Raw genomic sequence first — 13,494 nt, 5'->3', positions numbered from 1 at the left:
GGGCCGCTTCCGGGGGTGCGGCTCCCTCATCTTTGCCCGATATCCAGGATCTTCACTGAACTGTTACGGGAAATGGCAATAGAGTCCCGTGAGTTCGAACTTTGTTACGGCCGTCGGACACTAGGTCACGGCGTGGCTAAGATGATGATCGCCGTATTCCGTTTCCGGACGGGACATCAGGGCACTGAATCGTTCCTTCCGCGCCCGCGTTCTCTGCACGAGGTTCCTGATGACAGATCACATAACGGAGGCGGTGAGCTGGTGCCTGGCCGTCGTCCTCCTGGTCGTATTGGTCCTTCTGATGCGCCAGCGCCGGATCACCGCCGGAGTGCGCAGGCGCAACGCCACCCTTGAGGACAGTCTGCGCGCCCGTGACGAGGAAGTGCAGCATCTCGTCGAGATCCGCCTCCCGGCGATCGCGGACGCCCTGAGCCAGCCCACCCCGCTGCCCGGGCTGCGGGACGAGAAACTGGCCGGGACCGCGTACGCGCAGAGCCTGCACGCGGTCATGGAGCAATTCGCGCGCGCGGTGGACAAGGCGCAGTCGCGCGCAGACGCCTCCGCCAAGGCCGCGCTCAAGGCGTCGATGCGCGCCCTCCAGGGCCTCGCCAACGAGCAGCAGGTCTCGATCTCGGACATGCAGGACCGGCACGACAACCCCGACGTGCTGCGCGACCTCCTGGAGATCGACCACGCGAACGCGCAGTTCGGCCGGCGCGCCCAGGCCATCGCCGTGCTGTGCGGCTCCTGGCCGGGCCGTCAGCGCACCGCCTCCCCGATGACCGACGTCGTCCGGGGCGCCAAGTCGCGCATCCGCGACTACCGGCGGGTCCAGGTGCACGCCCTGATCGACATCGGCGTGGTGAGCCGCACGGTGGAGCCCGTGGTGCTCGCGGTCGCCGAGCTGCTGGACAACGCCGCCCGGCACTCCCAGCCCAACACCAACGTCGAGGTCAGCCTGCAGCCGGTGCACAACGGCGCCTGCATCGTGATCGACGACGCCGGGGTCGGCATGGACGGCCTGGAGGTCCAGCGGGCCGCCGGGCTGCTCTCCGGCCAGCGCGCGGTGGACGTCTCGCGGCTCGGCGACCCGCCGCAGTTCGGCTTCGCCGTGGTGGGCCTGCTCGCCGCCCGGTACGGCTTCAGCGTCTCGGTGGACACCCGGTCCCCGTACGGCGGCGTGCGCGCCGTCCTGTTCCTCCCCACCGCGCTGCTCACCCACATCGAGGCGGACGCCCCCACCGCCGCGCCCCAGGACCCGTACGAGGCCGAGGCCGCCGCCCCGCTGCGTACCATCCCGTCCCGCCCGACCCGCCGCAGGGCCGCGCCCCAGGCCCCTGCGGCGGCCCCGGAGCCCGCCCCGGCGGACGCGTTCGCCCAGGCGCCCTCCGCGCCCCAGGCCGAGGCTCCCGCGCCCGCGCCCGCTCCGGCGCCCGCCCCCGCTCCGGCGGCGTCCGAGGACGACGAGGCGACGCGCGTGTACGGGGAGACCGCGGGCGGCCTGCCCAAGCGCCGCCGCCGCCAGCCCACCGCCGCCCCACCGGTGGACGACTGGCCCTCCGCGCCCGGACAGCCGTCCGGCGCCACCGGAACCGACACGGGCTCGCACCGTGTCCGCTCGGCCGAAGAGACCGCCAAGCGTATGGGCGCGTTCGCGCGCGGTACGCGCTCCGGCCGTGGGGTCACACAGGATGCCGCCCCTCACACCGAAGAAGGGAATCGCCAGGCATGAACGACCACATGAACAACGAGCTGGGCTGGATGCTCGACGAGGTGGTCAAGATGCCGGAGGCGCGGCACGCGATCCTGCTGTCCGCCGACGGCATGCTGCGGGCGCACTCCGTGGGCATCGCGCGTGACGAGGCCGAGCGCCAGGCCGCGGCGCTCTCCGGGCTGCAGTCGATCAGCCGCAGCACCTCCGAGTTCTGCGACCGCGACGAGACGCCCTGGCAGCAGACGCTGGTCGAGTTCGTCGGCGGCTATGTCTTCCTCATCGCCGCCGGACCCGGCGCGTACCTGGCCGTCTCCACCACCGAGCACGTGGACATGGAAGGCGTCAGCTACCGGATGCAGAAGCTGGTCGACCGGCTCGGCAAGGAGCTGACCAGCCCGCCGCGGCAGGGCGTGACCCGGCAGGGCATCGGCAGCCCCGCATGAGTCCGGGCAGGCGCGAACGAGGACTGGTACGGCCGTATGTCGTGACCGACGGCCGTGCCTACCCGAGCCGCAACACCTTCGACCTGGTGACCCTGGTCATGGCCCACCCCGACCGGCCGCTCGCCGGTCTCAGCCCGGAGAAGCGGGCGGTCATGGAACTCTGCCTCGGCGGCGCGCTGTCGGTCGCCGAGGTCGCCGGGTATCTGGAGCTGCCGGTGAGCGTCACCAAGGTCCTGCTGGGCGATCTGGTCGACAGCGGCCACATCAGCACCCGGGCCCCCATCCCGCCCGCCGAACTCCCCGAGACCCAGCTGCTCCAGGAGGTGCTCGATGGACTCCGCGCTCGCCTCTGACCGGGGTGCGGTCTATCTGCCCCAGACCGTACGAACCGCGGCGAAGCTGCTGGTCGTCGGGCACTTCGCGGTCGGCAAGACGACCTTCGTGGGCTCGCTGTCCGAAATTCGCCCGCTGCGCACCGAAGAGACGATGACTCAGGCCGGTGCGCTCATCGACGACCTCGCGGGCATCGAGCAGAAGACGACCACCACGGTCGCCATGGACTTCGGCCGTCTCACCCTCAGCGAGTCCCTGGTCCTGTACCTCTTCGGCGCGCCCGGACAGCAGCGCTTCACCCGGATCTGGAAGGACATGACGCGCGGCGCGCTGGGCGCGCTGGTGCTCGCCGACACCCGTCGGCTGGAGCAGTCCTTCCCGGTGATGGCCGTCCTGGAGGAGCAGGGGCTGCCGTACGCGGTGGCCGTCAACCATTTCGAGGGGGCGCCCCGCTTCGCCGAGACGGAGGTCCGGGAGGCGCTCGATCTGCTGCCGGAGACCCCGCTGGTCACCTGTGACGCCAGGGACCGGGTCTCCTCCACCCACGCGCTGATCGCCCTCGTCCAGTATCTGCAGTCCCGGCACGCTCGCGTTACGTCCCAGGAGAATGTGTGACCAACCGTCCAGACCTCGAGGCAGCCACAGCAACCGCACCACCGCCGGGCTGTCCCGCGCACCAAGGCGGTGTGGCGCCCGGCGGTTCCACCGGCTCCCTCGGCCCGGGAGGCCGGGTGCCGATGTACGGCGCCGCCTTCGCCGCCGATCCGCACGGGTTCTACGCGCGGATGCGCGCCGGCGGGCCCATCACTCCGGTGGAGCTGGCCCCGGGGGTCGACGCGTATCTGGTCACCGGCTACGCCACGGCGCTGGAGGTCCTGCGCGACACCGAGCGGTTCGCCAAGGACCCCCGTAACTGGGCCGCCCTCACCGAGGGACGGCTCCCGCCCGACAGCCCCGTGCTGCCGATGATGGAGTTCCGGCCCAACGCCCTGTTCACCGACGGCGAGCAGCACGCGCGCTACCGCGGGGCGATCACCGACAGCCTCAGCCGGGTGGACTCGCACGCGCTGAGCGACTACGTGGAGCGCAGCGCGGACACGCTCATCGACTCCTTCGTGGAGCGGGGCGAGGCCGAGCTGCTGAGCGAGTACGCGGGGATCATCCCGCTGATGGTGTTCAACCGGCTCTTCGGCGCCCCTCCGGAGCAGAGCAGCGAACTGATCCGGATCCTCACGGTCATGTTCGACGCGAGCACCGCGGACGCCGGGCAGGCGAATGAGGACCTGTCGCGCTACATGGCGGCCCTCGTCGACGCCAAGCGCCTCAAGCCCGGCGCCGACGTCACCTCCTGGATGATCGCCCACCCCTCGCGGCTGGCCGACGACGAGCTGATGCAGCAGATCGCGCTGCTCATGGCGGCCGGTACCGAACCCCAGGTGAACCTGATCGGCAACGCGCTGCGGCTGCTGCTCTCCGACGACCGGTTCGCCGGTGAGCTGTCCGGCGGCAGCCTGCCCGTCCAGGACGCCCTGGACGAGGTGCTGTGGGCCGACCCGCCGCTGGCCAACTTCGGTACCCGGTTCGCCCGTTACGACGTCGAGATGGGCGGCGTACGGCTGCGCAAGGGCGACGCGGTGCTCACCAGCTACGCCGCGGCCAACACCGACCCCGTGCTGACCTCCCAGGGCCGCGCGGGCAACCGGGCCCACCTCGCCTGGAGCGTGGGCGCCCACCGCTGCCCCGCCGAGGGCCCCGCCCGGGTCATCGCCTCCGTCGCCATCGAAAGGCTCCTCGACCGCCTCCCCGACATGCGACTGGCCGTGACGGCGGACGAGTTGACCTGGCGCCCCGGCCCCTTCAACCGCGCCCTGGCGTCGCTGCCCGTGCGGTTCCCCGTCCTCACGAAGCCGACCCCTGAACCCGCCTCCATGCCGCCCGCCGCGGCCGTGCCCGCCCCGCGACAGCCCGCCGAGCCCCAGGGAGACAACCAGTGGTCCACGAGTCCCGTCCCCTCGTCCTCGACCCCACCGGCAGCGACATCAACGCCGAAGCCGACCGCGTCCGAGCCCAAGGGCCAGCGACGCCTGTGGAGCTTCCTGGGGGCTTGGTGGCGTGGGCAGTAAGCCGCCAGAGCCTGCTCAAGAAACTCCTGACCGACCCGCGGGTGTCCAAGAACCCGCGGCTGCACTGGCGGGCCTGGAACGAGGGTGAGGTCACGTCCGACTGGCCGCTGATCAACTGGGTGGCCGTACAGAACATGTTCACGGCCTACGGCGCCGACCACCGCAGGCTGCGCACCCTGGTCTCCAAGGCGTTCACCGCGCGGCGCACCGCCGCCCTGCGGCCGCGCATCGAGGCGATCTCCGCCGATCTGCTGGACCGGCTGGCCGCCGCCCCGCCCGGTGAGCCGGTCGATCTGCGCGAGGGGTACGCGTACCCCCTGCCGCTCCAGGTGATCTACGAGCTGTTCGGGCTCGCCGACGAGGGGCTGCGCGCGCGGATGAGCCGGTTCGCCGACAGCTCCTTCCGCACGACCACCACGCCGGAGGAGGTCGCGGCCGCCTCCGCCGAGATGGACGCCATCATGGCTGCGCTCGTGGCGTCCAAGCGCGAACAGCCCGGCGACGACCTGACCAGCGGGCTGATCGCCGTACGGAGCGAGGAGGACTCGGCGCTCAGCGAGCGGGAGCTGTGCGACACCCTCGCGCTGATGCTCACCGCCGGTCACGAGACCACGGTCAACCTCCTGGACAACGCCATCCACGCCCTCCTCACCCACCCCGAGCAGCTCGCCCATGTACGCGAGGGACGGGCCACCTGGGAGGACGTGATCGAGGAGACACTGCGGCACTCCGCCCCGGTCGCCAACCTGCCGCTGCGCTACGCCGTCGAGGACATCGAGCTGGAGGACGGGGTCGTGCTGCGCGAGGGCGACGCGATCCTCGCCGCCTACGCGGCCGCCGGACGCGATCCCGGGATCCACGGCGAGGACGCCGCCGCGTTCGACGTCACCCGGCAGCTCAAGAGCCACCTCGCCTTCGGGCACGGCGTCCATCTGTGCGTCGGCGCACCGCTGGCCCGGCTGGAGGCCGCGATCGCGCTCCCGGCCCTGTTCGACCGCTTCCCTCGACTCTCGCTAGCGTCCGGGAAGGGGGCGCTGGAGCCGGTGGAATCCTTCATTTCCAACGGCCACCGCGCCCTGCCGGTCCGGCTGTCCTGACCGCCGTACGGGCCGCCCGGCCGCCCGCCCGTCCCCGGGTGGGCAGGCGGCTGGGCGGGCGCCCTGCCCACCCTTTACGATCCTCAGCGTGTCCAAACTGACCGACGTCCCGAAACGGATCCTGATCGGGCGCGCGCTGCGCAGCGACAAGCTGGGGGAGACCCTCCTCCCGAAGCGCATCGCGCTCCCCGTCTTCGCCTCCGACCCCCTGTCCTCCGTCGCGTATGCGCCTGGGCAGGTGATGATCGTCCTTTCCGTGGCGGGTGCGTCGGCTTACCACTACTCACCGTGGATCACGATCGCGATCATCGTGCTCATGTTCACGGTGGTCGCCTCGTACCGCCAGAACGTGCACGCCTACCCCAGCGGCGGCGGTGACTACGAGGTCGCCAACACCAACCTCGGCCCCAAGGCGGGTCTTACGGTCGCCAGCGCGCTGCTGGTGGACTACGTCCTGACGGTGGCCGTGTCGATCTCCTCCGGGGTGGAGAACCTCGGCTCCGCCGTCCCCTTCATCGTCGAGCACAAGACGCTCGTCGCGGTCGCGATCATCCTGCTGCTGACTCTGATGAACCTGCGCGGTGTGCGCGAGTCGGGCAAGCTCTTCGCGATCCCCACGTATGTCTTCGTCGGCGGCGTCTTCGTGATGATCCTCTGGGGCGCCTACCGCGCGCTCGTCCTCGGTGACGACATGAAGGCCCCCACCGCCGGTTTCGAGGTCCACGCCGAGCAGACCGGGCTGGCCGGGTTCGCGCTGGTCTTCCTGCTGCTGCGGGCCTTCTCCGACGGCTGCGCCGCGCTCACCGGCGTCGAGGCCATCAGCAACGGGGTGCCCGCCTTCCGCAAGCCCAAGAGCCGGAACGCGGCGACGACGCTGGCGCTGATGGGCGGCCTCGCCGTCGCCATGTTCGTCGGCATCATCACCCTCGCCCTGGTCACCAACGTCAAAATGGCCGAGGACCCGGCCCGCGACCTGTTCAAGGACGGCGCCGCGCTCGGTTCCGGATACACCCAGAACCCCGTGATCTCGCAGGTCGCGGCCGCCGTCTTCGGCGACGGCTCGTTCCTGTTCGTGGTGCTCGCCGCGGCCACCGCGCTGGTTCTGTTCCTGGCCGCCAACACCGCGTACAACGGCTTCCCGCTGCTCGGCTCGATCCTCGCCCAGGACCGCTACCTGCCGCGCCAGCTGCACACCCGCGGCGACCGGCTCGCCTTCTCCAACGGCATCGTGCTGCTCGCCGGGGCCGCCGCGGTCCTCGTCTACGTCTACGGCGCGGACTCGACCCGGCTGATCCAGCTCTACATCGTCGGCGTCTTCGTCTCCTTCACCCTCAGCCAGACCGGCATGGTGCGGCACTGGAACCGCCACCTGGCCACCGAGCGCGACCCGGCCGCGCGCCGCCGCATGGTCCGCGCCCGCGCGATCAACACCTTCGGCGCCTTCTTCACCGGTCTTGTCCTGGTCGTCGTGCTGCTCACCAAGTTCACCCACGGCGCGTGGGTGGCGCTGCTCGGCATGGCCGTCTTCTACATCACCATGTCCGCGATCCGGCGCCACTACGACGGTGTCTCCGAGGAGCTGGCCGCGGCCGAGGAGCAGCACGACGAGGACGAGGTCCGCCCCTCCCGGGTGCACTCCATCGTCCTCGTCTCCAAGATCCACAAGCCGACGCTGCGCGCCCTGGCCTACGCCAAGCTGATGCGCTCCCACCGGCTGGAGGCGCTGAGCATCAACGTCGACCCCGCCGAGACGAAGGCGCTGCAGTCCGCGTGGAGCGAGCGCGGCATCGACGTCCCGCTGAAGATCCTCGACTCGCCGTACCGCGAGATCACCCGGCCGGTCATCGACTACGTCAAGGGGCTGCGCCGGGAGAGCCCGCGCGATGTGGTCTCCGTCTACATCCCCGAGTACGTGGTCGGCCACTGGTACGAGCACCTGCTGCACAACCAGAGCGCGCTGCGGCTCAAGGGGCGGCTGCTGTTCACCCCCGGCGTGATGGTGACCTCCGTGCCCTGGCAGCTGGACTCCTCCGAACTGGCCCGCAAGCGCGCCCGCAAGCGCGCCGACTGGAACGCCCCGGGCTCGGTGCGCCGCGGCCCCGTGGTGCCGCAGCGGCCGAAGGGCGAGCGCAAGGCCGAGAAGACGGGCGTCCGGACGCCGGGGCGGTAGCCGCCGCCCGGGTTCGGGCCGGGCGGAAGCCGTCGCCCGGGTGAGGGCTGGGGGTGCGGGGACGTAGACTGGTGGGCTGCTGTTCCCCCACCACCCCCTCACCCCTTACGGATTACGGAGCCGAGCCCGCCATGCAAAGTGAACCCAAGGCGTCGCTGGTCGGCGAGGAGTACGAGGTCGAGATCGGCCCGGTGGCACACGGCGGCCACTGCATCGCCCGGACCGCCGAGGGCCAGGTGCTCTTCGTACGCCACACCCTGCCCGGTGAGAGGGTCGTCGCCAGGGTCACCGAGGGCGAGGAGGGCGCGCGCTTCCTGCGCGCCGACGCGGTCGAGGTGCTGGACGCCGCCAAGGACCGGGTGGAGGCCCCCTGCCCGTTCTCCGGCCCCGGCCGGTGCGGCGGCTGCGACTGGCAGCACGTCGCCCCCGGCGCCCAGCGCAGGCTCAAGGCCGAGGTGATCACCGAGCAGCTCCAGCGGCTGGCCGGGCTCACCCCCGAGGACGCCCGCTGGGACGGCACCGTCGAACCCGCCCCCGGCGACAAGGTGTCCCGCGGCGAGGTCCCGGCCTGGCGCACCCGGCTCCAGTACGCGGTGGACGCACAGGGCCACGCCGGGCTGCGCCGCCACCGCTCGCACGAGGTGGAGCCCGTCGACCACTGCCTGATCGCCGCGCCCGGCGTCACCGAACTCGGCATCGAGAAGCGGGAATGGCCGCAGATCGAATCCATCGAGGCCATCGCCGCCACCGGCTCCTCCGACCGTCAGGTCGTCCTCACCCCCCGCCCCGGCGGCCGCCTGCCGATCGTCGAACTCGACCGCCCGGTCTCCGTCCTGCGCATCGGCGAGTCCCGCGGCCGCGAGCGCCACCGTCTCGTGCACCGCGTCCACGGCCGCCCCTTCGTCCGCGAACGCGCCGCGGACCGCACCTGGCGCGTCGGCGAGGGCGGCTTCTGGCAGGTCCACCCCAAGGCCGCGGATCTCCTGGTCGAGGCCGTCATGCAGGGCCTCATGCCGCGCAAGGGCGACACCGCCCTCGACCTCTACTGCGGCGTCGGCCTCTTCGCGGGCGCCCTCGGCGAGCGCGTCGGCGACCGCGGCGCGGTGCTGGGCATCGAGTCCAGCAAGCGCGCGGCCGAGGACGCCCGCCACAACCTCGAGGACCTGGACCGGGTCCGCGTCGAACACGGCAAGGTCGAGCAGGTCCTGCCCCGCACCGGCATCACCGAGGCCGACCTCATCGTCCTCGACCCGCCCCGCGCCGGCGCGGGCAAGGACACGGTCACCCACCTCGCCTCCCTGGGCGCCCGCCGCATCGCCTACGTAGCCTGCGACCCGGCCGCCCTCGCCCGAGACCTCGCCTACTTCCGCGAAGCGGGCTACACCCCGCGCCGCCTCCGCGCCTTCGACCTGTTCCCGGTGACGCACCACGTGGAGTGCGTGGCGATCATGGAGCCGATGGCTAAGGGCTCCTGACCTGCTGTTTTGCCCGCGCGTAACCAGGGCGTTCTTTCGCCCTGTCCTTCATAGACAGGGCGAAGACGTTAGTGCGTTGACCAGATCCTCGGATTAGGGATGCCGGTCGGTCGGCTCGTCCTTCCGCGACGGGGTGTTGGGTGCTTGGTCAGGGGTGGTGGCTTTGTGGCCGTGGAGTCGGTAGACCATGTCGTCGGGACAGCGGTGCAGGCGGGCCTGGCGCCAGGCGACGTCGTACGACATGGGGGTTGCGCCGCGCTGTTGGATGAGCAGGGCTCGGAGGCTGGTCAGGGGGGCCAGTAGTATCCGCCACAGGACGAGCTTCATGGATGCGCCCTTCGAGGTGTCCCGTCCGCCCCGGGTGCCTCCAGTGGCGGGATACCGCTGGGCAGGCTGCCACCGTTGAGAGCCTTGAGGGAGTCGGACAGCACGAGCATGGCCTGCTGTCGCTTCTCGATGTCCTTGAACCCTTGGCCGACCTGTTCCCATTGCTGCAGGAGGGGGAACCACCAGCGATCGCAGGAGTAGATCAGGCGAGCGAGGCGCTGGAGTTGGGCTACGTGGTCGTCGCCCAGGTCACCGGGGGCGTGGTGCTCAAGCCGGTCCAGGACGACGAGGTCCGGGCGGTCGTAGAGGTTCTCCTTCAAGAAGCGCAGGCGGCGGATCCGCTGTTCGTCCGCCGCCCGCTGAGCCAGTGACTCCTGTGCGGCGGTGGACAGACCGAGAGTCGCGTGGACGGCCAGCAGGCGGTAGTTCGGGGCGCGGCGGGGCAGACTCCCGAGGGCGGCGTTGATGGTGTCCTGCGCGGCGGGCACGTCCGAGGCTCCCAGACGCGTGGCTGTCTCGGCGGCCGTGGCGTGCACAGTGGTGCGTACGGCCTCCTCCACATTGGGAGGCACACGCCAGAGGGGTCGCCAGGTGATCGTGTACACGGCCTCGAACGCGATGCCGTCGGTGGAGCTGTGCAGCTGACGCGGCTGGACAGACGTACTCGTACGGACTGCGCGGCACCAAGGCCACCTCATGCGAACTTCTCTTCGAGAGGGAAGACCGGACGCAGACGGCTGTCAACGAGGTGGTTGTAGAAGTCGTCAGCCACGCTGACGCCCTCAGTGGTGGAGATGCCACGCAGCTCGTTCATGAGCTTCATGCCGGCTTCGAACATGTTGTGGCCGCGCAGCGCTGGCAGGAGCTGGTCACGTAACTGGGTGTAGGCGTCGGGGTCGTCGGCACAAGAACGGATCCAGTCCGTGAGGCGCGTGATGACCTCGGCAGCGGTGTCCGAAGAGGAGAGCAGATCGTGGACGGCTCGCTGCACGTCGATGTCTGTGGGAGGAGCGCACACGAGCCACGGCGTGCCGTCGCGGCGGACAGCCATCAACGCGAGGAAGGCCAGTGCGCCACTGCGTGCGGCCGATCCCTTACCGTGCTGCCATCCCTGGACTTCACCTGCCAGTCGCTGGGCCACGCTTGAGTGTTGGGCCAGAGCGTCGAAGGCGGTCAGGACTTGGCTGATCACCGTGGCATCGGTGTTCTTGTGCGCGACGCGGCGCAAGCGCACCATCGCCCGCTTGGCCAGAGAGCCGGCGACGGACGAGTCCTCCAGGGTGCTTCGGCACAGTGCGATCACGGCGGGCGCGTAGCTCTTCTGTTCCGCCCACCCGTAGAGCGCTTCCCACGCCAGGCGTCCGACGTGTTCGTTGCGCACGGCGCTTTCCATGACCGCACTGAGCACCTCTGGCTGACTGCTGCCGACGAGTTCGCCCAGTGTCGAGAGGTAGTCCACCGTTCCGTGCCTCACGGTGAGCTCGGCCAGCGCTGCCACGGCGTGGTCTTCCGGATCGGCGTTTTGGGCTGTCGCGACGAGCCAGGTCAGCAACGGCTTGCGCATGATGTCGTAGTTGTCCCAGACGTACTCCAGTACCGCGCGCCCGTAGGCGGGTCGATCGAACACCACTGTGTCCTGCATGTCGACTCGACCCCCGACATCCTGGATACGTCGGCGCATTCCCCGTCCGGCCAGCGCGCTGAGGGCCGGTGAGAATCCTGGTGCCGCGTCGGGGGCCTCCGGGAGGTTCCCGATGGCTTTCAGCAGAGCGGCCGAACTGTGCGCGACGACGGGCATGGGCGCGGACTGCTGCACGGCCAGGGCCAGCAGCAGACAGCGGTCCTCCACCGTGAGGGAGGGGTTGTCGTGCGTGCGCAGACTGTTCATTTCGCCGAACCGGCTATCGAGTTCACCGCGCCAATCGGTCAGCGCCGCGATGATGCGTTCTTCAAGAGTGCTCTGGGGTTCACCCTCGCTGCCGGCCTCTGCGAGAGACTGCTGGAAGCTGATGTGGGTGTGTTCCTTCCAGGCCATCGCGACGGTGTGCGCGGCTCGCACGGCGGCCACCGCAGTCAGCCCGCGCAAGGAAGCGGTGGCCTTGGGGAGCGAGCGCAGTGACGTGACCAGTTGGCTGTACCCGTGGGCGTCCAGATGGGCTTCGACTACGTCCTGGGCATCGGGCGCCTCGTGCAGACGAACCACGAGGATGCCGTCACGATTGCTGAGGCGGTGGTCCTTCCACAGGTCCTGTGCCACGGTCAGAGCTAGATAGGAGCGGCAACCCCGGAGGTGGGTGGCGTGTTCCGATAGCGCGTTGAGGAAGTCGGCCGATACCTGATCGTTCTCCGGGTGCTTGAGGTCAAGCTGGTAGGCGTGCGCCTTCTCCAGCGGCAGGCGACCCTTGCTTGGGGTTTTCCAGTCCGCGTCCAGCTTGACCACGGTGGTGTTGTCTGCGGTGTGCTCGGCCAGCAGCCGCAGAGCGAGAGTTGTGGAGCCGCATGAGCGGGGCGCCACAATGATGATCACGGGTTGGTACGGGCGACTGGTCGCGGGATCGATGATCTGCTCCCAGACCGATTCCCAGTGCGTGCCGCGCACGAGTGGCTGGTCGAGCAGTCGCTCGCGAATTTGTTCGACACCCTCCAGTAAGTCCCGTTTTCGGGTCTCCAGGATCAGCTGTTCGATGACGTTGGCGACGACGTCGGGGTCCCCGTACACGTGTGTCGCTGCACCGCCGGTCTCGTGTACACGCGGCGTGGGCGGGACAGTATCCGGCGACGGGGGCGCGGGGGAGGGCGATGGGCTGTCGGGGTCGGCGTCCGGCCGGTCGGAGGCGCCCGTGCCGGAGCTAGGACGCCATCGATGCAGCCAACTGCTGGAGCCGTTGGACTGGTTCTCGCCGGTCTCGCTGGTCGGCGGAGTGGTGTCGGAGCGGGTGGGGTCGAACGGTACGTCAGGCATACGGGAACTCCAGGGTGACTGCGGGATGTTGGCGGCCGGGCGTCTCACCGCTGGCGACGGTCGATCCGCAGGGTTCCGAGGCTGTTGACGATCGTGGGGTCGTTGACCTGACCGTGGAACTGGAACGTGCCGCCGCTGCTGGCAGCCGGTGTCGCCGACGCATTGCCCGGCTGCGAGGCAGGGGCGGGAGCAGCATCGGGCGGAGGAGCGTCGGTGAGATAGGGGCGTACGGCAGGTCCGGTCAGGCCCGGCACGTGAATTCGGCAGGGCTGCTCGAAACCGGGCTTGTCGCTGACGCGGGCAACCGCCTCAAGGAAGTGGTGCGGGCCCAGATCCGGCGTGCGCCCTGCGTGCACGGTGCGCTGGTAAGCGATCTCGGAGAGCGCGGCCGCGAGGAAGGCGCCGCTGTCCCCTGCGACGGACAGCGCTTGGCGGGTCGCCTGGCTGTCGAGCAGTCGGGTGGTGTCGTTGATGGCGATACCGCGGTGGTCGGGCAGGGACAGAGGGCCGACATGCACGCTGGCCCGCAGGCGCAGGATGGGACTGCTGGCCAGCCGCTGCTGTTCGTAGCGCATCAGCGCTGCGGCGAGGCGGCCCAGCAGCGGGTCCACGAGCCGGGCCAGCATCCCGGGCGGGAACAGCAGGATCGCTCCGTCGCCGCTGTCCTTGTACCCACCGGGCAGTTCCTGCGGGTCGGGCAGCTGACACTCGGCGAGCACGTTCGCCACGATGGAGTCCACATCGCATCTCGCGGCGGCCATCTTCGCCTCGGGGATCTGGCTGTACCTCTCCATGTCGATCGCCAGGAGCGCGAGTTCAGCGGGCACGTCCAGAGTTTCTGCGGGTAGCG

General features: G+C 70.3%; 11 protein-coding genes. 8 read left to right on the top strand and 3 right to left on the bottom strand.

Annotated elements, in window-relative coordinates; genetic code table 11:
* Positions 1-229: 229 nt before the first annotated feature.
* The 8 genes from ACFV9T_RS17175 to ACFV9T_RS17140 all read left to right on the top strand — a co-directional run bounded on the left by ACFV9T_RS17175 (position 230) and on the right by ACFV9T_RS17140 (position 9,355).
* Positions 230-1,732 (top strand): ATP-binding protein, encoded by a 1,503-nt coding sequence (locus ACFV9T_RS17175; protein ID WP_385440957.1) that lies wholly within the window; start codon positions 230-232, stop codon positions 1,730-1,732.
* Entirely contained in the window at positions 1,729-2,157 is a 429-nt protein-coding gene (locus tag ACFV9T_RS17170) for a roadblock/LC7 domain-containing protein (protein WP_385440955.1), read from the top strand. Before ACFV9T_RS17175 ends, ACFV9T_RS17170 begins: the two co-directional genes overlap by 4 nt.
* Complete coding sequence (locus ACFV9T_RS17165; protein WP_385440954.1) at positions 2,154-2,510, top strand: DUF742 domain-containing protein; 357 nt, start codon at positions 2,154-2,156, stop codon at positions 2,508-2,510. Before ACFV9T_RS17170 ends, ACFV9T_RS17165 begins: the two co-directional genes overlap by 4 nt.
* Positions 2,488-3,105, top strand: coding sequence for an ATP/GTP-binding protein (locus tag ACFV9T_RS17160; protein ID WP_385440953.1), 618 nt, complete (start codon positions 2,488-2,490; stop codon positions 3,103-3,105). The genes ACFV9T_RS17165 and ACFV9T_RS17160 overlap by 23 nt, the downstream gene beginning before the upstream one ends.
* A 122-nt stretch (positions 3,106-3,227) precedes the next feature.
* Positions 3,228-4,613, top strand: coding sequence for a cytochrome P450 (locus ACFV9T_RS17155; protein ID WP_385441143.1), 1,386 nt, complete (start codon positions 3,228-3,230; stop codon positions 4,611-4,613).
* Positions 4,595-5,710, top strand: coding sequence for a cytochrome P450 (locus ACFV9T_RS17150; protein WP_385440950.1), 1,116 nt, complete (start codon positions 4,595-4,597; stop codon positions 5,708-5,710). The genes ACFV9T_RS17155 and ACFV9T_RS17150 overlap by 19 nt, the downstream gene beginning before the upstream one ends.
* An 88-nt stretch (positions 5,711-5,798) precedes the next feature.
* Positions 5,799-7,880 (top strand): APC family permease, encoded by a 2,082-nt coding sequence (locus ACFV9T_RS17145; RefSeq protein WP_385440948.1) that lies wholly within the window; start codon positions 5,799-5,801, stop codon positions 7,878-7,880.
* A gap of 131 nt (positions 7,881-8,011) precedes the next feature.
* Complete coding sequence (locus ACFV9T_RS17140) at positions 8,012-9,355, top strand: class I SAM-dependent RNA methyltransferase (RefSeq protein WP_385440946.1); 1,344 nt, start codon at positions 8,012-8,014, stop codon at positions 9,353-9,355.
* Between the two features lie 323 nt (positions 9,356-9,678).
* Here the strand turns inward: ACFV9T_RS17140 and ACFV9T_RS17135 are convergent, their stop codons facing one another.
* Genes ACFV9T_RS17135 through ACFV9T_RS17125 form a run of 3 tightly spaced genes read right to left on the bottom strand, consistent with a single transcriptional unit; the run spans position 9,679 to position 13,471 of the window.
* The gene (locus tag ACFV9T_RS17135; protein WP_385440944.1) at positions 9,679-10,380 is read right to left on the bottom strand and encodes a hypothetical protein; all 702 of its coding nucleotides are present in this window, start codon (positions 10,378-10,380) and stop codon (positions 9,679-9,681) included.
* Entirely contained in the window at positions 10,377-12,644 is a 2,268-nt protein-coding gene (locus ACFV9T_RS17130; protein ID WP_385440942.1) for a hypothetical protein, read from the bottom strand. The genes ACFV9T_RS17135 and ACFV9T_RS17130 overlap by 4 nt, the downstream gene beginning before the upstream one ends.
* A gap of 44 nt (positions 12,645-12,688) precedes the next feature.
* The gene (locus tag ACFV9T_RS17125; RefSeq protein ID WP_385440940.1) at positions 12,689-13,471 is read right to left on the bottom strand and encodes a hypothetical protein; all 783 of its coding nucleotides are present in this window, start codon (positions 13,469-13,471) and stop codon (positions 12,689-12,691) included.
* Positions 13,472-13,494: the final 23 nt, after the last annotated feature.

Origin of the sequence: Streptomyces sp. NPDC059850, from assembly GCF_042731515.1 — a bacterium.
GTDB lineage: Bacteria > Actinomycetota > Actinomycetes > Streptomycetales > Streptomycetaceae > Streptomyces.
The sequence above is the reverse complement of the archived record's forward strand: the minus strand, read 5'-3'. Positions and strand labels throughout refer to the sequence as shown.